At 70.1% G+C, this 16,342-nt stretch carries 14 protein-coding genes, 1 tRNA gene and 1 pseudogene; 7 read left to right on the top strand and 9 right to left on the bottom strand.

Annotated features, from left to right (window positions below; translation table 11 throughout):
• Positions 1 to 18 precede the first annotated feature (18 nt).
• The 3 genes from EXW95_RS09695 (at position 19) to EXW95_RS09705 (ending at position 3,448) form a co-directional block, all read left to right on the top strand.
• A complete protein-coding gene (locus tag EXW95_RS09695) occupies positions 19 to 2,637 on the top strand; it encodes a DUF4157 domain-containing protein (RefSeq protein ID WP_174367287.1) in 2,619 nt (872 codons plus the stop codon).
• Between the two features lie 103 nt (positions 2,638 to 2,740).
• A complete protein-coding gene (locus EXW95_RS09700; RefSeq protein ID WP_174367288.1) occupies positions 2,741 to 3,268 on the top strand; it encodes a hypothetical protein in 528 nt (175 codons plus the stop codon).
• Between the two features lie 30 nt (positions 3,269 to 3,298).
• Positions 3,299 to 3,448: a hypothetical protein gene (locus tag EXW95_RS09705; protein WP_174367289.1), complete on the top strand. Its 150-nt coding sequence runs from the start codon at positions 3,299 to 3,301 to the stop codon at positions 3,446 to 3,448.
• A gap of 96 nt (positions 3,449 to 3,544) precedes the next feature.
• Here EXW95_RS09705 and EXW95_RS09710 read toward each other — a convergent pair.
• Positions 3,545 to 3,620 (bottom strand) — tRNA-Trp (locus EXW95_RS09710).
• 322 nt (positions 3,621 to 3,942) lie between these two features.
• Here EXW95_RS09710 and EXW95_RS09715 point away from each other — a divergent pair.
• From EXW95_RS09715 to EXW95_RS09725, 3 genes are all read left to right on the top strand, one after another.
• Positions 3,943 to 4,848: an RIO1 family regulatory kinase/ATPase gene (locus tag EXW95_RS09715; protein WP_174367290.1), complete on the top strand. Its 906-nt coding sequence runs from the start codon at positions 3,943 to 3,945 to the stop codon at positions 4,846 to 4,848.
• A 273-nt stretch (positions 4,849 to 5,121) separates the two neighbouring features.
• Positions 5,122 to 5,505: a VOC family protein gene (locus EXW95_RS09720; RefSeq protein WP_174367291.1), complete on the top strand. Its 384-nt coding sequence runs from the start codon at positions 5,122 to 5,124 to the stop codon at positions 5,503 to 5,505.
• 24 nt (positions 5,506 to 5,529) lie between these two features.
• Positions 5,530 to 6,357 carry a CoA ester lyase gene (locus EXW95_RS09725; protein ID WP_174367292.1) on the top strand — a complete coding sequence of 276 codons (828 nt, stop codon included), beginning with the start codon at positions 5,530 to 5,532 and terminating at the stop codon, positions 6,355 to 6,357.
• A gap of 570 nt (positions 6,358 to 6,927) precedes the next feature.
• Here EXW95_RS09725 and EXW95_RS21350 read toward each other — a convergent pair.
• The 3 genes and pseudogenes from EXW95_RS21350 to EXW95_RS09735 all read right to left on the bottom strand — a co-directional run bounded on the left by EXW95_RS21350 (position 6,928) and on the right by EXW95_RS09735 (position 9,437).
• Entirely contained in the window at positions 6,928 to 7,272 is a 345-nt protein-coding gene (locus EXW95_RS21350) for a hypothetical protein (protein WP_371810192.1), read from the bottom strand.
• A gap of 268 nt (positions 7,273 to 7,540) precedes the next feature.
• A pseudogene (locus EXW95_RS21355) lies at positions 7,541 to 8,155 on the bottom strand (M16 family metallopeptidase); the annotation flags it as partial.
• A complete protein-coding gene (locus EXW95_RS09735; RefSeq protein ID WP_174367293.1) occupies positions 8,148 to 9,437 on the bottom strand; it encodes a pitrilysin family protein in 1,290 nt (429 codons plus the stop codon). The gene EXW95_RS09735 and the pseudogene EXW95_RS21355, both read right to left, overlap by 8 nt.
• Positions 9,438 to 9,549: 112 nt before the next feature.
• On the opposite strand from EXW95_RS09735, the gene EXW95_RS09740 reads away from it, so the two are divergent.
• Positions 9,550 to 10,065, top strand: a complete 516-nt coding sequence (locus EXW95_RS09740; protein ID WP_174367294.1) for a M23 family metallopeptidase — start codon at positions 9,550 to 9,552, stop codon at positions 10,063 to 10,065.
• A gap of 17 nt (positions 10,066 to 10,082) precedes the next feature.
• Here EXW95_RS09740 and EXW95_RS09745 read toward each other — a convergent pair whose 3' ends face one another.
• The 5 genes from EXW95_RS09745 to EXW95_RS09765 all read right to left on the bottom strand — a co-directional run bounded on the left by EXW95_RS09745 (position 10,083) and on the right by EXW95_RS09765 (position 16,154).
• A complete protein-coding gene (locus EXW95_RS09745; protein WP_174367295.1) occupies positions 10,083 to 11,138 on the bottom strand; it encodes an endo-1,4-beta-xylanase in 1,056 nt (351 codons plus the stop codon).
• A gap of 30 nt (positions 11,139 to 11,168) precedes the next feature.
• A complete protein-coding gene (locus EXW95_RS09750; protein ID WP_174367296.1) occupies positions 11,169 to 12,230 on the bottom strand; it encodes an aldose epimerase family protein in 1,062 nt (353 codons plus the stop codon).
• A gap of 19 nt (positions 12,231 to 12,249) precedes the next feature.
• Positions 12,250 to 13,416: a xylose isomerase gene (gene xylA / locus EXW95_RS09755; protein WP_174367297.1), complete on the bottom strand. Its 1,167-nt coding sequence runs from the start codon at positions 13,414 to 13,416 to the stop codon at positions 12,250 to 12,252.
• A 63-nt stretch (positions 13,417 to 13,479) separates the two neighbouring features.
• Positions 13,480 to 14,964 carry a xylulokinase gene (gene xylB, locus EXW95_RS09760; protein ID WP_174367298.1) on the bottom strand — a complete coding sequence of 495 codons (1,485 nt, stop codon included), beginning with the start codon at positions 14,962 to 14,964 and terminating at the stop codon, positions 13,480 to 13,482.
• Positions 14,961 to 16,154, bottom strand: a complete 1,194-nt coding sequence (locus EXW95_RS09765) for an ROK family transcriptional regulator (RefSeq protein WP_174367299.1) — start codon at positions 16,152 to 16,154, stop codon at positions 14,961 to 14,963. Before EXW95_RS09765 ends, xylB begins: the two co-directional genes overlap by 4 nt.
• Between the last annotated feature and the right edge of the window lie 188 nt (positions 16,155 to 16,342).

Here is a 16,342-nt window from a genome sequence, read left to right on the forward strand (position 1 = left end):
CGGGGTAACCTGCCGGTCATGTCCGAACGCGTTCATCTGCTTCAGCGGAAGGCCAGCCGGGTGCGCGCGGCCCAGGGGGCGTTGCACCGCCCAGCTCAGGAGCCCTCCGGGCAGGCGTTGGCGGTGCAGCGCCTGCTGAGCACGCCCATGCGCGCCCAGGGGCAGGCGGTCAGGCCGGTGCTGCGCGCGGCGGCGTTGCAGCGGCAGGAGGAGGCCCGCCTGTCGAGTGCCCGCGAGGTGGTGCAGCGGCAGGTCGCAGCCCTGGGTGGGGTGTCGGGCGTTCAGCGGGAGGTCCAGACTCCGGTTCCCGCGCGGCCCGTCACGCCGTCCGACTGGGTGACCGTCATGCGTCACCGCGCCGAGCGTGTCGAGGGGCAGCGTCTGGATACCCGCACCTTCGGGGAGTTCCAGACCCTCCAGCGGCAGGTCGCTCAGTCCCTCGGGCAGGGGTTCCGCAGGGACCGGGGCGAACCGGCGGCCCGGTACGCCACGTATGGCGAGCACCTCGCCACGCTGCAGCGCCACGCGCTGAGCGCCCCGGTGTCCCGCGTGGTGCTCGGCATGGTCCCTCCCGCTGAGCGGACGCCTCTCCAACGGGCAACGGACGCAGCGTTGCAACGTCAGATGGCGCAGGAGCAGGCCGCCCTGAACTTCGACACCCTCGCGTCCCTGCAACGCCAGCTGGCCGAACTGGACGCCGAGACCACCCAGCCCGTGTGGCAGCGCATCCAGGCCCGCCGGGGCGCGGGGAATCCCCTCCCGGAGGCGATCCAGCGGCACCTGGAGCAGGGGTTGAATCACGACCTGGGTCGGGTGCGGATTCACGACGACGCCGAGGCGGACAAATTGGCGAAGGGCGTGAATGCGGTGGCGTTCACGACGGGGACGGACATCTTCTTCCAGGCGGGGCGGTTCAACCCGAACACGCAGACTGGACTGGAGTTACTGGCGCACGAGGTGACGCACACGGTGCAGCAGAGCCAGGGGCGCGTCGGGCGGGGCATCGACCCGGATGCCGGACTGGAAAGCGAAGCCCGGAACATGGGTGCCCAACTCAGCCGCACCCTGCCCAGGTCCTCAGGCTCAGCACCCGCACGGCCATTGACTTCTCTCAGCAGGACAACACCCAATGTCGTGCAGCGAAAGGCTGCGGCACCCGCCACCGCCAGCAAATGGCGGCAGAGCGGCAAGCTGCGCGGCCATCCCCCAGTTCGCGATGAGGCCAATCCCCCAAACCCCAACGTGGTGGAGGACGAGCGGGAATACCAGACCCTGCTGGCTGGCGCACGTACCTTGCTGCAAGCTCAACGTGCCCGCGCCGGGAAACTCAAAGGCGGCGTGCAGGGGGCAGTCCAGGACTACAACTTCTGGTTCGCCAAGGTCTACAGCTTCGTCACCGAGAATGAAATTAAATTCGCCGAGTCACGGGTGTATGACTACCCTTCATACGTCATGCAGTGCGTGCTTTATTTCGATAAGGTCTACAGTGACAATCTCAAGGCTTTCAAGGCCGGTCGCAGTGAAGCGCACTGGCATAATGCCTTTAAAACAGCTGCCGGAATGCAGTCATTGAAGGACGCGCCCCTTGATGTGGCCCCAGCGATTTTCTCGATGGTGGCTGCCATGCTGGCGCACATCCGCTTCGATCTCCCCAGGGCGGAAGCTTGGGTGTACCAGAGCTATAAAAGCCGCTACAACGCCAAAACTTCTGATTTCCGGGCCGATTTCTTCCGGATGTCTGGTGTGTTCGACATGGCGGCAAGCAGCATGATGACGGTGATCCAGAACAATGTCGGTACAGCAAGCAAGGGGGCGGTCGAAGCGATGAAGACCACGAACCTGACCGACGAGATGATGCGCACTGCGCTGGGAGCCGACATGGGCCTGGAAAGGCTCGAAACGTGGCGCCGGATGGAAGCAATGGTGCAGCAGGGCCGGATTCCACGCAACCCCTACACGCTCAAGGGGGGACAGTTGATCGGTGATGTGACGGCAGGGTCACCCAACGCCCGGATCACTTCTCTACAGCAGCTGGTCCCAGCAAAGGCCAGGCCCAGCATGACCGGCATACAGAACAGTTACGCGGGCGCGATGGTGAAAGCTGGGGCTAAGGTGCTGATGTCCCCCCAGGCTTTAGGCACGCTCGACGATGAGATGAAAGGCCTGGAGGGCCGCTACGGCAAGGTCAGCTTGGCGGCGCAAGCACCTGTCGATGAAAGGGCTGCTGTCCTGATGTCACTGTCGCGTGCTCCGGCAGTCGAACTGAAGGCTGGGTTTTCGTCGCCCATGTCGCCTGGAGGCGTCATTCAGATGCCTTCGCCGCGTGATGACCGCCTGATCGTGACCATCATGCGCGGCGCACTGGAAGCTGGTGATCTGCCACTGATGCTTAACATGGCGGATTCCTATCTCGTGCTTTCAAAGATGGAAAATGAAGAACAGTGGCAGCAGGCTAACAAGATAATGATCATGAGCTACTACCCCACCTTAGATGTTTGGAACGCCACCGCGCTGATCCAGAAATGGAATGCCGACCAAATGAATCCGCGAAGAGCCACCGCCATTCGCAGTATCCAGGGGGCCTTGCCTGCTGCTACCCGCCAGCAGGTGAACGCTGCACTAAGTGGGAGGCCCTGAGATGCGCCTCGGAGTCCTGCTACCTTGCGCCCTCGTGCTGGGGTTATGCGGGGCACTGGCGTTCTATTCGGGCGGGAGGACAGGAATGAATCAGCCTGCACAGGTGGCCCAGCAGTACGCCCAGGCGATCATCGCCAACGACATCAATACCATCGGGCGGTTGGGGGGCATGGACTCCAGCCGCGGCTCCCCTCTGGAAACACTCTGGGGGAAAATGAATGCAGCGGCCGCCGCCGCACTGGCCCAGAGCCACGCCTACGATCCCGAGAACTACCAGTTCCAGGTCGAGACGCTTGAGCAGACGGCCACGGCGGCCACCGTTCAACTGGACATTCGGGTCAAGGACATCTTTGCATTAGTGGATCAGGCGATGCTCTTGATGGGCTACAGCTACAGCGCAGACGGTCGTCTGCTCCCACCGGAGCACGATCGGATGCTCTTGAGTGAGGCCATGAAACGTGTCGAAGCCGATCACAAAGTTCCCCCACTGCATTACCGCGTCGGGCTGCACCTGGATCAACGTCAAGGCCGATGGCTCATCCGGTACGACCGTGATTCGTCGTCCCTGATCTCCCTCCTCAGATTGACTACCCTCTCAGAGGGACACGAGCGGTATCTGGTGCGTGATTGATGGTTCCTGCGTCGGGGCGTCCCGGCAGAAGTGGTCTCCAAAGTGCTGGGGCACGCGCGGGTGTCGATCACGCTCGACGTGTACCGTCACGTGCTGGACAACGAGCGGCGGGCGACCGTGGTGGATCTCTTCGATACGATGCCGCCAGCGCCGCCTGCAGCGTCTTTCGCGCTGAACTGACGCGCTACTACACCGCTACTACACCGGCGACGTCAAACTGGACGAACCGCCAGACAACCCATATAGAAAACCCCCGCGCTGGGCGGGGGTTTTTCGTGGCGGGCCCTGTAGGACTTGAACCCACGACCTACGGTTTTGGAGACCGCCGCTCTACCAACTGAGCTAAGGACCCGTTCTCGCGCGCTTCCGCGCGGGCCTGTGCAGAGTAGCACCGACTCTCACGTCGTGCAAGGGTGCCGCCCCGGCGCCGGGCAGCCCGCAGGGGCCGTAGGCGTGATGGCCTAGCCCCCCGCGTCTTTCGTGACAGCGGCCACCTTGCCCTGCTACGCTGCACCCATCACCGAAAGGAGGTGCCAGCTATGACCGACATCACTGCAACCCAGACCGCCGCACACGGAGTCCTCGCCAATGCAACCTGGAGTGATTTTGACGCAACACCACTGGCCGCCTCTGCCTTCGGGCTCCACACCCTGCACTGACCCCCGGCGGCGCCCATGAGCGCCCGCACCCACGCCCCATCCGAACAGGACTGGACCGATCCGGACTGGCTGGATGACCCCTGGACCGCCAATGAGCCCCGCAGGCGCATCCGCAGGAAACCCGTCGGCAGGCGACAGCTCGCCCAGCTGACCGCCGACGAGGACAGCGAACAGGACGACGTGATCCGCCGCCTGAAGGACCTGGGCCACATCACGGACGTCGTCGCGGAACTCAAGAGCGGCAAGGAAGCCACCGCGTACGTCGCCCGCGGCCCACGCGGCAGCGTCCTCGTGAAGCTCTACCGCGACCTGCAGGCCCGCTCCTTCAAGGACGACCGCGTGTACCGCGCCGGGCAGGTCATCCTCGACGTCCGCGCCGCCAAGGCCATGCACAACCGCACCCGCAAGGGCCTGGAGATGCTCCAGCAGGACTGGGTCCTGAGCGAGTACGCGCACCTGTGGACCCTCTGGACCGCCGGACTGAACGTCCCCGAACCCCTCGCCGGACCGCACCCCACCGCCTACGCCGACACCATCCCCGCCGTCCTCATGCGACTCATCGGCACCGAGGACCACGTCGCCCCGCGCCTCAGCGACGCGCACCTGACCCCCGAACAGGCCCGCAGCGCCTGGGAACAGAGCCTGGACGGCATGGCCCACCTGCTGCGCCTGGGGTACGCGCACGGCGACTACAGCACCTACAACCTGCTCTGGCAGGAGGACACCGTGACCATCATCGATTTCCCGCAACTGTCGACCCGTCAGAACCCGCACTTCCAGGGGCTCCTCGCCCGGGACGCCCAGAGCCTCGCCACCAGCTTCCGCAAACACGGCATCCACGCCGACAGTCAGAGCGTCCTGCGGGACGTGCAGCGCCGCGCGCAGGGCCCCGCGCCCGAACCCCGCCTGCTGCTGCCCTGACCATGACCACCCCGCGAACGCAAGAGGGGCACCCGCACGAGCCCCGCCGGACAACTGGGGAACGCCCGGCACACCAGCCCCAGCACCCCGCTGGAAGGCGTTCCCATGAAACGACTGCTCGTGACTGCCGCCCTCCTGACCCTCGCCGCCGCCAGCGGAGCCGGAGCGTCCATCCTCCAGACCTGCAACCCCGGCGAGCTCTGCCGCCTGAAATAACCCCACTCGACGCGCGCCCCCGCTCCGGCCGGGGCGCGCTGCCGTACCCTGAACGGCATGCGCGTCCTGGAAACCTGCCTGTACGTCGACGACCTGGACCGCGCCGAGACGTTCTACAGCGGCGTGTTGGGCCTGACCCTGCACGGCAAGGTCACCGGGCGGCACCTGTTCTACCGGCTGGACGGCAGCATGCTGCTGATCTTCGACCCGCGCGCCAGCACCCAGCCCGGCGACGTCCCCCCACACGCCGGGAGGCCCGGCGGGCACGCCTGCCTGACCCTCGACCCCGCCCAGACCGACGAGTGGGAAGCGAGGCTGCGCGCCGCCGGACTGACCGTCACGCGGTACGCCTGGGGCGACCGGGGCGAGAGCCTGTACTTCCACGACCCCGCCGGGAACGTCCTGGAACTCGCCCCGCCCCGCATCTGGGGCCTGCCCTGACCCCCCACCCCCGATACTGAACGCATGCCCCCGGCCCACCCCTCCCGCTCCGTCCTGTACGTCCCCGGCGACAAACCCCGCGCCATCGACAAAGCCCGCACCCTGAACGCCGACGCCATCATCCTCGACCTCGAAGACGCCGTCGCCCCCGAACACAAACCCGCCGCCCGCGACCACATCCGCCAGGCCCTCCAGACCCCCTGGCCCGTCCCCGTCCTCATCCGCGTCAACGCCCTGAACACCCCCTGGGAACACGACGACCGCGAACTCGCGCTCACCGCCGGCGCGAGCGGCATCGTCCTCCCCAAAGTCGAACACGCCCACGACGCCCACGCCCTCAGCCTCGGCCTCCCCCTCTGGGCCATGATCGAAACCCCACACGGCGTCCTGAACGCCCCCCACATCGCCGCCGTCCCCGGCGTCACCACCCTCATCGTCGGCGCGAACGACCTCGCCCGCGCCCTGCGCACCCAACCCCACCCTGACCGCACCCCCCTCCTGCATGCGCTGAGCAGCGTCGTCCTCGCCGCCCGCGCCCACGGCAAAACACCCCTCGACGCCGTCTACAACGACATCCGAGACCCCGACGGTTTCACCCGCGAATGCCAGCAGGGCCGCGCCCTCGGCTTCAGCGGCAAAACCCTCATCCACCCAAGCCAGATCGAAACCGCCAACCAGGCGTTCGGGGTCACCGCAGCCGAAGCCGACCACGCCAGGGAATTGATCAACGCGTGGGACGCCGCGCGCAACGAAGGGAAAAGCATCGCCACGCACCAGGGAGCGCTCGTGGAACAGATGCACGTGGACGAGGCGCGCGAGGTGCTCGCGTTGTACGCGGCGACGAATCGCTGAGCGACTGAGCCGTGTACCTGCGCCTGCAGCGGGCTGCCCCACCCCCCAGCCCCCTACCCCAGAGGGGCAGGGGGAGTTTTCGCTGCGCTCGGCAAGGTATTTCTCTGAGGTGGTTGGCGGGTAACTGGCGGGGACGGCCACGTATGTGTCTGCATTCCTCCGATATCGCCGCGTGCGCCCCGCGCGCTGCGCGCACGACGGGCTCGGCTGCCACGACGCCAACAGGGCCAACCAACTTGGTGCGTGCCGGAAGGTTCTACTTTTTGGGCTATTGCAGAAGCAGTCTTTTGAAAGTCAATCAGCGGCGCGAAGCGTCCCATCAACCAGCTGACCGCAGACCACCACCGGCCGTCGTGCGCGCAGCGCGCGGGCCTTACGGGGGGCGGCAGGATGGCGTCGAGGCCAGACACATCACCGCCCACAGCAACCCCGCCGCGCAAGTAAAAACTCTTGCCCAGTGCAACGTTGCTCCCCCTGCCCCTCTGGGGTAGGGGGTTGGGGGTGGGGAGGCCCGCCGCAGGCGCAGCCCATCCAACGGGAGGTTCCCCGCCCAGCACCCCCAGCCAAACGTCAGAGTGCCGAGATAGGCCCGAGCGCCACGACCGTCAGTCGGTCCATGGGGCACAGCCGCAGGACTTCCTGCACGTCTTCCACAGTGACGTTCTCGTAGCGTTTCACGAGGTCGTCGGTGCTGAGGGTGCGGCCGGTGGCGAGGTATTCCATGCCGAGGCTGAAGAGGCGTCCCTGGGGTGTTTCGGCGCGCAGGAGGGTGCTGACGGCGAGTTTGCGTGCGGCGCGGCGGACGGCGTGGGGGGTGATGAGGGTGTGGGCGTCCGCGAGGACTTTGCGGTAGGTGGCGAGGGCGTGGGGGCGCGGTCGGGGTCGCTGGTGAAGCCGCCTTCGAAGGTGCCGCACGCGTGGTATTCGAGGTGGGCGAGGTCGGCGCTGTCGCAGGTGCCGGTGTCGATGAGGGTCCAGTAGAGGGCGCCGTTTTCGCCGCCGATGAGGTCGGCGAGGATGTGCGCGGCTTCGCGCAGGGGGTGGTGGGCGCTGAGGCCGGGGCTGGTGGCGGCGAGGTGGACGCGGGTGAGGTCGGGGTCGGTGAGGGTGCGGGTGTGGTCGGGCCAGGTGGGGGGTCGGGTGTCGGGGTGGGGGTGGGGGTGCCGGTGGGCCAGTCCTTGAGGTGGTGTTCGGCCCAGGTGGTGAGGTGGTGGGGGTCGAACTGGCCGGTGATGGCGAGGGTGACGCGCTGGGCGCCGTAGCGGGCGTGGTGGTGGGCGCGCAGGGTGTCGGGGGTGAGGGTGGTGACGGTGTGTGTGGTGCCGAGGATGGGTTGGCCGAGGGGGTGGTCGCCCCAGTAGTCGGCGCGGAGCTGGTCGGTGACGCGGACGCTGGGCTGGTCGGCGTACATGGCGATTTCTTCGAGGATGACGCCGCGTTCGGTGTGGATGTCGTCGTCGCGCAGGGCGGGGCGCATCAGTTCGGTGAGGGTGTGGAGGAGTTCGGGGGTGTGTTCGGGGAGGGTGGCGGCGTGGTAGACGGTGGCTTCTTCGCTGGTGAAGGCGTTGGCGTGCCCGCCGAGGTCATCGAGGCGTTCGTTGAGTTCACGGGCGCTGAGTGCGTCGCTGCCTTTGAACAGGAGGTGTTCGATGAAGTGGCTCGCCCCCATGTCCTGGGGGGTTTCTTCGCGGCTGCCGGTGTTGACGAAGTACCCGGCGGCGATGGTCTGCGCGTCCGGGTCGGGTTCGAGGAGGAGGGTGAGGCCGTTGGGGAGGGTGTACTGGTGCAGGTCAGGCATGGGTGGGGTCCGGGTTGAGGGTGGGGTCGCTGGGGCCGAGGGTGACGGTGGTGGCGTCCCGCGTGGGGTCGTAGCTGCTCAGGAAGTCGTTGACGTGATCGAGGGTCAGGGCCTGGATGCTCTCGCGGAGGGTCTGGACGGAGCGGGGGTGGCCGAACAGGGCGACGTCGCGGGTGAGGGCGTGGGCGCGGCCTCGGAGGCTCTCGGCGCCGAAGATGACGCTGGTGGCGAGGCCGGTGCGGGCCCGTTCGAACTCGGCGGGGGTGAGGCCCTGCGGGAGGCGGGCGAGTTCCGCGCGGAGCACCTGGAGGGTCTCGGGGGCGCGGTCGGGGGTGCTGGCGGCGTACGCGCTGAGGTAGCCGTGCCCGCCGAGGAGGATGGGGCTGGCGCTGACGGAATAGGCGAGGCCGCGTTCCTCGCGGACGGCGTGGAACAGGCGACTGGCGCTGCCGCCGCTGAGGGCGGTCAGGGCGACCTGCCACGCCAGCCAGTGCGCGTCGCGCGGGCCGACGCCGGGCGCGGTGAGGCTGAGGTGCGTCTGCTCGCCGTCCGGATGGGGTTCGTGCGCGTGCGCGTGGGCGTGGAAGGGCGCGGGGACGGGTTCGTCGAGGCCGGGTCGCAGGCCGCCGAGGGTTCCCTCGACGAGGGCGAGGGCGTCACCTGGGTCGAGGTCGGCGACGAGGCCCAGCACGCTGCCCGCCTGCCCGTAGCGGGTCAGGTGCGCCTGGACGCCCTGCGGGGTGAGGGCGTCGAGGCCCTCGGTGGTGCCGCTGGCGGGGTGCGCGTACCCGGCGTGCGGGGAGGCCGGGGGGCGGGGGAAGGCGACCTGCCGGGCGCGGGTGGCAAGCCGGTCGGCGGGGCTGTCCTCCAGTCCTTCCAGGTCCTGCCGGGCGAGGTCGGTGAGGATCTCGAATTCGTCCCCGGGCAGTTCGGGGCGGTTCAGGACGTCGGCGGTGAGGGCCAGCGCGGCGCGCAGGTCGGCGCGCAGGCCACTGACGCCGATGCGGGTGGCCTCGGGGCCGACGCCGCCGCCCCGGCGCACGCCGAGGTCGTCGAAGGCGTCCTGCAGGGCGCGGGCGTCCATCCCGGCGGCGCCCTTGAACAGCCATTCCTCCAGCACGCCGCCCGTCCCTTCCGCCCCGGCGGGGTCATGGGCGCTGCCGACCGGGACGCGCAGGTCGAACGCGAACCCGGGCCCAACGCGGCGTTCGAAGACGACGGTCAGGCCGCCGGGCAGGGTCCACAGGTGGGCGGGGGAACTGGGCGGGGGGCGGACGGGCATCCGGGCAGTCTAGCGCGCGTGGGCACGCGCCTTGTGGTCGCGTTCATGGTTGGCGGCTCTGCAACTTTTGCCCGGTTCACGGCGCGGGTGCAGGCGGCATGCTGCCCTGCATATGGGCAGGGTGGTCGGGGTGATCGTGACGGTGCTGGTCCTCGCGGGCGTGGCGTACCTGCTGTGGCCGCTGATTCAGGGCGCGCAGCGGATGGGGGCGCTGATGGCCGAGCCCGCTCCGGTGGCGGGCAGCCTGCCCAATCCCCTGCCGGGGCAGCGCTTCGTGGACACCTGGGGCGGGGCGCGCAGCCAGGGGCGGCGGCACGAGGGCGTGGACATCTTCGCGCCGCGCGGCACACCGATTCGCGCCACGACGCGCGGCATGGTCGTGAACGTCGGGCCGAACAATCTGGGGGGCCGCACGGTGATGATCCTGGGTCCGGCGGGGCAGCGGCACTACTACGCGCACCTGGAGCGGTACCCGGACCTGAAGCGCGGGGACTGGGTGAAGGCGGGAGACGTGGTGGGCTTCGTGGGGGACAGCGGGAACGCCAGGGGCACGCCCCCGCACCTGCACTACGGGATCTACACGGGGGGCGGGGCGATCAATCCGTACCCGCTGCTCCAGAACCGCTGACGTCAGCGTGCAGGCGCTCAGGGCGGGCCGCGCAGCGCGGCGATCAGGGCGGCGTGGGCGGGTTTGGGCCGCCCGTCGTCGTCGAACGGCAGGGGGTAGGCGGCGGCGCGCCAGGAACTCAGGTCCGTGACGCCCCACAGGGTGAAGTTGCTGCATCCGGCGGCGCGGCAGGCGGTCAGGAGGTCGTGGTACACGCGGGCCTGCCGCTTCAGGGCGTCGGGGGTGGGGGGGCCGCGCAGGGTGACGTCCACTTCCGTGAGTTGCACGTCGAGGCCCAGGGCGCGGAAACGCCGGAGGTTCTCGGTGACGCGGCTGGCCGTCACGTCGTACGTCTCGTCGAGGTGCGCCTGGAAGCCCACACCGTGGATGGGGACGCCCTGCGCGAGCAGGTCCCTGATCAGCGCGTAGATGGCGTCGCTCTTGCCGTTGATGCCGTCGGCGCTGTAGTCGTTGTAGTACAGCCGCGCCTGCGGGTTGGCGGCGTGCGCCTCGCGGAACGCGTGGGCGATGTAGTCGGGGCCCGCGACCGCGAAGGGACTGTTGGCACGCAGGGGGTGGCCGGGGGCGTCGCTGACGGCCTCGTTCACGACGTCCCAGGTGGTGACCTGCGGGTAGTGGGTCATCAGGGCGCGGATGTGGGCGCTCATGACCTGTCGCATGCGCGCGGCGTCCCTGATCTGGTACAGCCAGCCGGGGGCGCTGTCGTGCCAGATGAGGGTGTGGCCGCGCACGGCGATCCCGTGGCGGGTCGCCCAGGTGACGATCGCGTCGGCGAGGCCGTACATGAAGGTGCCCTCGTTCGCCTCGGTGGCCTGCCATTTCATGGCGTTCTCGGGGGTGACGCTGCTGAACTCGCGGGCGACCAGGGCGGCGTAGGCGGGGTCCTCGAACAGGGCGGCGCTGACGGCCGCGCCGACGAGCAGGCCCGGCGGGGCGCTGCCTTTCAGGGTGGGGCCGTTCAGGGTGGGGGCGCCGGGGCTGATGACACTGGGGCTGGGCGCCGGGCCGCCACCTCCGGCCAGGGCGGTGGAGAGCAGCAGCGCGGCGAGCAGGGAACGCAGGGTTCGTGGCATGGGACCTCCGACTGCACACCCGCCGCAGGGTCAGGTCACGCGGAAGGTGTGCACGGTGCGGGACGTGAAGGTCTGCCCCGGGTCGAGGCGGGTGGTGGGGAACTGCGGCTGGTTGGGCGAGTCCGGGACGTGCTGCGTTTCGAGGCACACGGCGGCCTGTGGCGCGTGGACGCGGCCCGCGTGCCCGGTGTGCTGGCCGTTCAGGAAGTTGGCGGTGTACAGCTGCAGGGCGGGTTCGGTGGTGTGGATGTCCAGGGTGCGGCCGCTGGTGGGGTGGTGCAGGGTGGCGGCGGGGCGCAGGATGCCGTCCTGGCCGCGCAGGAGGAGATTGTGGTCGAAGCCGCCGGGTTGATCGGTCAGCGCGTCGCCCAGGGGGCGGGGCGTGCGGAAGTCCAGGGGGGTGCCGGTGACGTCCTGCACGGTGCCGGTGGGGATGCCGCCCGCGTGGGTGGGCGTGAACGTGTCGGCGTGCAGCGTGAGGACGTGCGCGCCGATCCCTTCGTGCGGGTCGGGGCTGAGGTTCCAGTAGGTGTGGTTCGTCAGGTTGACGTGGGTGGGCGCTTCGGTGGTGGCGCGGTACTCGATGCTCAGGGTGGGGTGGGGGTCGGCGGTCAGGTGGTACGTGACCTGCACGTGCAGGGTGCCGGGGTGCCCCGCCTCGCCGTGGGGGCTGGTGCGGGTGAACGTCACCTGCGCGCCCCTGCCTGCCACCTCGGCGTGTCCGTGCCAGAGGTGCAGGTCGAAGCCGCGCGGGCCGCCGTGCAGGGCGTGCGGGCCGTCGCTGGGGGTCAGGTGGACCTCCTGCCCGTCCAGGGCGTAGCGGGCCTGCGCGATGCGGTTCGCGTAGCGGCCCACGGTGCTGCCCAGGAACGGGGCGGTCTCGCGGCTCAGGTACGGCCCCGGCTGGTCGAAGCCCAGCACGACCTCGCCCGGCGTGCCGCTGCGGTCGGGGACATGCAGGCTGGTGAGGGTGGCCCCCAGGTCGGTCAACTGGGCCTGCACGCCGCCGGGCAGCGTGAGGGTGAACTGCGTGATGGGCTGCCCGTCCGGGGTATGGCCCCAGGGGCGGGTGTGGACAATGGGCGTGGTCATGGGCCGAGGGTAGCGCCGCTCAGCGCACGCCGAGCAGGAGTTCCATGGTCAACTGGTCCAGCGCCTCCAGGCCGGGGCCGCGCGTGCCCAGCGCGGCGCGGTCGAAGGGGTGGGCCTTCAGCGCCCCGGCGTTCGCGGGGGTGAAGGTGCCGGTCAGGGCTTCCAGTTCCGCGTCCTGCACGCGGTACGCGGCGATGGCGGCCTGGATCTCGGCGTCCTGCGCGAAGCGCTGCACCTTGTCCCGCAGGATCAGGTAGGTGCGCATACAGCCGCGCGCGAACGCCCACACGCCCGCCTCGTCCTCGGTGCGCAGGGCGTGCGCGTCGAAGTGCTTCGGCCCGGCGTACCCGGACTCTTCCAGCAGTTTGACGAGGAAAAACGCGCCCTTGGGGTTCTCCGCGCCGAAGCGCAGGTCCTGGTCGAAACGGCCCATCTTCTGGTCGTTCAGGTCGATGTGGAACAGCTTTCCGGCGTCGATGGCCTGCGCGACGGCGTGCGGGAAGCTCAGGCCCGCCATGGTCTCGTGCGCGAACTCCGGGTTCAGGCCGAACAGCTCCGGGCGGTCCAGCGTGGCGATGAAGCCCAGCGCGCTGCCGACGGTCGGCAGGAAGATGTCGGCGCGCGGTTCGTTCGGTTTGGGTTCCAGCGCGAAGCGGTACCCGTACCCCTGCGACTCGCTGTACTCGGCCAGGTAGTTCAGGCTGTCCCGGAACCAGCCCAGCGCGTCGAGCAGCTTGCCCCCGGCGTCCACCTCGGTCCCCTCGCGGCCGCCCCACAGCACGTACGTGTCCGCGCCGAGTTCCGCGCCGAGGTCCATGGCGTGCATGGTCTTGCTCAGCGCGTAGGCGCGCACGCGGGCGTCGGCGCTCGTGAACGCGCCGTCCTTGAACGCCGGGTCGCTGAACAGGTTCGTGGTCGCCATCGGCACGACCAGCCCGTGATCCGATAGCGCCTGCTGGAACTCGCGCACGAGGGCGTCGCGCTGCGCGGCGGTCGCGTCGATCGGCACGAGGTCGTTGTCGTGCAGGTTCACGCCGTACGCACCCAGCGCCGCCAGCCTCTCCACGAGGTACGGGGCTTTCATGACCGGGCGGGTCGCCTCACCGAACGGATCGCGGCCCGTGTTGCCGACGGTCCAGAGACCGAACGTGAACTTGTCTGCGGGCGTGGGAGTGAAGTCAGGCATGCGGGGCTCCTTGGTGGGTGTCGAGAGGTCGGGTGGGATGGCGCGGGGCGGCGTGCTGGACGCTCAGCTTCCGTACAGGGCGGTGCGGGTGGCGGCGTAGGAGGTCAGGGCGTCGGCCATGTCCACGGGTGGGACGGGCGGGTAGAGGTCGGGGCGGGTGGCGTCCATGGCTGCCGTCAGGTTCGGGTGGAGTCCGGCGGCGGGCATGGCGAGGATCGCGGCGCCGTGGGCCGCGCCGGGGCGGGCGCTGGTGGGGTGCACGGGCAGGTTCAGGGCGCCGCTGGCGAGGCCCAGCCACAGATCGCTGCGGGCGCCGCCCCCGGTGGAGATCAGGGTGTTCAGCGGGGCGATGGCCTGCATGACGGCGTACGCGTCGGCCAGCGCGGCGACGCTGCCTTCCAGCACGGCGCGGGTCAGGTGGGCGCGGCCGTGCGCGAGGCTCAGGCCGGTGAACGCCGCGCGGGCGTGGGGGTTCATCAGGGGACTGCGTTCGCCGGACAGGTACGGCAGGAACGTCACGCCGTCCGCGCCGGGCGGGACCTGCGCGGCCTCCTCCAGCAGCGCGGCGATGGGCGTGTCGGGCGCGAGTTTCGCGTGCAGCCATTCCAGGGACCCGGCGGCCGAGAGGGTCACGCCGAGCAGGTGGTACCCGCCGTCGGCGTGCGCGAACAGGTGCACGCGGCCCTCGGGGTCGGGGGTGGGGTCGCGCAGGGGGCTGAAGATCACGCCGCTGGTGCCCAGGCTGACGCTGCCCACGTCGGGCCGGGCGCCCGACAGACCCAGGGCGATTCCGGCGGCAGCGTTGTCCCCGCCGCCCGCGACGACCGGGAGGCCCTCGGGGAGGCCGGTCGCGGCGGCCCACTCGCGGGTCAGGGGGCCGACGACGTCGGTGGACTTCACGAGGGGCGGGAACAGGTCGGCGGTCAGGTCGAGTGCACCCAGCACGTCCGTGTCCCACGCGCCGCGCGCGAGGTTCAGCGCGCCCACCCCACTGGCGTCGCTGGGTTCGGCGGCCATCACGCCGGTCAGCGCGTAGCCGACGTAGTCCTTGGGGATCAGCGCGTGCCGCAGCCGGGCGAAGGTGTCGGGTTCCTCGTCGCGCAGCCAGAGGATCTTCGGCAGCTGGAAGCCGGTCACGGCGCGGTTCCCGGTCCGCGCGACCAGGTCGGCGCGGGGGACGCGGGCCTCGATCTGCTCGACCTGCGCGCCGGTCCGCTGGTCGTTCCACAGCAGCGCAGGGCGCAGCACCTCCCCGTGGGCGTCCAGCGGCACGAGGCCGTGCATCTGTCCGCTGAGGCCCAGCGCCAGGGGCTGCGCGCGGCCCTCCAGCGCCCCGCTCAGGTCGCGCAGCGCGGCGCGCACGCCCGCCAGCCAGTCCTCTGGGCGCTGCTCGGTCCAGCCGGGGCGGGGGGTCAGGAGGGGGTAGGCGTGGGTGCTCTCGGCCAGGGTGTCGCCGCCCGCGGTGACGGCGACGGCCTTGACGCCGCTGGTGCCGACGTCCAGGCCCAGCGTGACGGGCGTGAGGGGGGACGGTGTGGTGGGGGTCATGCGGGCTCCTGTGGGGTGTCGATGACGTGCGCGAGCAGCTGCGCGGCGGCGCCCAGCGCGGGCAGATACAGACTGTCGGGGCGGATCTGAATGCGGGCGGGGGGTGCGGCGGGCCGCCAGCGGCGGGCGTGATACACGTCCAGCGCGGGCCCCAGCACGGCGCCGTCCAGGCGGGTCAGGGCGCCGCCGATGACGATCTCGTCCGGGCCGAGGGTCTGGTGCAGGTTCACGAGCAGCTGCCCCAGCGCCTCTCCGGCGCGGCCGAGGGTGACCTGCACGGCGGCCTCGCGCAGGCGCGGGGCGAGGGCCTCGTCCAGGGGGTCCTGGACGTTCAGGTTCAGCGCGGCGCGGATCGCCCAGCCGCCCAGCAGGGTCTCGACGCAGCCGCGGTTCCCGCAGTGGCAGTACAGGCCGCCGGGCTGGATGATCGCGTGCCCGATCTCCCCGGCCAGTCCGCGTGCGCCGCGCAGGACGTGCGGGGTGCCGCTCAGGGCCGTGAAGCCCGCGCCGACGCCGCTGCCCAGGCTGACGTACGCGAGCAGCTGCGGCGGGTCGCCGGGGCGCAGGAAGCTCTCGCCGAAGGCGGCGGCGTTCGCCTCGTTGTCCAGCGTGATGGCGTCTGCCGGCAGGTGGGGCAGGTCAGGGGAGGCGCGCAGCAGGTCCAGGAAGGGCACGTCGTCCCAGCCGAGGTTCGGGGCGTACAGGACGCGGGTGCCGTCGGGGCTGACCGGGCCGGGCAGGGCCACGCCGAGGCCCAGCAGGTCGCGGCCCTGCGTGGCGGGGTCCTGCAGCAGCTGCCCGCACAGTTGCGTGATGGTCTGCGTGGCGGCGTGCGGGGTGGTGGTGGGGGTGCGGGTCTCGGCGCGGGCAAGGACGGTGCCGCGCAGGGTGGTGGCGACGGCGCGCGCGCCGAGCACGCCGATCTCGGCGCCCAGGAGGACGTGCCGGGTTTCCCCGAGGTGCAGTTCGCGGCCCGGGCGTCCGGTGGCGCCGGGGCGGGGGTCACCTTCCTGCAGCCAGCCGCCGTCCAGCAGGGTCGTGACGAGGCTACCGACGGTGACCTTGGTCAGGCCGCTGCGGGCGGCGAGTTCGGCGCGGCTGAGGCCGGGGTGGGTGCGCAGCAGGTGCAGCGCGCGGGCACGGTTGAGGTGTTTCAGGTACGGCTGGTCGCCGCCGGGGGTGGTGGGCATCGGTCCTCACTTTAGTAATTTTATCTAACTAACAGGAGGTTAGCCCTCCCGGCGCCTGCCGTCAACAGGCTTTACCCTGAGTGCTTTCTGGATGATCTTTTTTCTGATCTGGATCTCGAAATTCCTCGCGTCCCAATTTGTCTTCCGCAGAAGCATATTTAAATCCACTTACTAAGTTATCCGGCCGA

The organism is Deinococcus sp. JMULE3, from assembly GCF_013337115.1.
Classification (GTDB): Bacteria; Deinococcota; Deinococci; order Deinococcales; family Deinococcaceae; genus Deinococcus.

Excerpts from the sequence above, each read along its gene's own strand:
- EXW95_RS09695 (WP_174367287.1), top strand. The coding sequence starts at position 19 with ATGTCCGAACGCGTTCATCTGCTTCAGCGGAAGGCCAGCCGGGTGCGC.
- EXW95_RS09715 (WP_174367290.1), top strand. The coding sequence starts at position 3,943 with ATGAGCGCCCGCACCCACGCCCCATCCGAACAGGACTGGACCGATCCG.
- EXW95_RS09720 (WP_174367291.1), top strand. The coding sequence starts at position 5,122 with ATGCGCGTCCTGGAAACCTGCCTGTACGTCGACGACCTGGACCGCGCC.
- EXW95_RS09725 (WP_174367292.1), top strand. The coding sequence starts at position 5,530 with ATGCCCCCGGCCCACCCCTCCCGCTCCGTCCTGTACGTCCCCGGCGAC.
- EXW95_RS09735 (WP_174367293.1), bottom strand. The coding sequence starts at position 9,437 with ATGCCCGTCCGCCCCCCGCCCAGTTCCCCCGCCCACCTGTGGACCCTG.
- EXW95_RS09740 (WP_174367294.1), top strand. The coding sequence starts at position 9,550 with ATGGGCAGGGTGGTCGGGGTGATCGTGACGGTGCTGGTCCTCGCGGGC.
- EXW95_RS09745 (WP_174367295.1), bottom strand. The coding sequence starts at position 11,138 with ATGCCACGAACCCTGCGTTCCCTGCTCGCCGCGCTGCTGCTCTCCACC.
- EXW95_RS09750 (WP_174367296.1), bottom strand. The coding sequence starts at position 12,230 with ATGACCACGCCCATTGTCCACACCCGCCCCTGGGGCCATACCCCGGAC.
- xylA (WP_174367297.1), bottom strand. The coding sequence starts at position 13,416 with ATGCCTGACTTCACTCCCACGCCCGCAGACAAGTTCACGTTCGGTCTC.
- xylB (WP_174367298.1), bottom strand. The coding sequence starts at position 14,964 with ATGACCCCCACCACACCGTCCCCCCTCACGCCCGTCACGCTGGGCCTG.
- EXW95_RS09765 (WP_174367299.1), bottom strand. The coding sequence starts at position 16,154 with ATGCCCACCACCCCCGGCGGCGACCAGCCGTACCTGAAACACCTCAAC.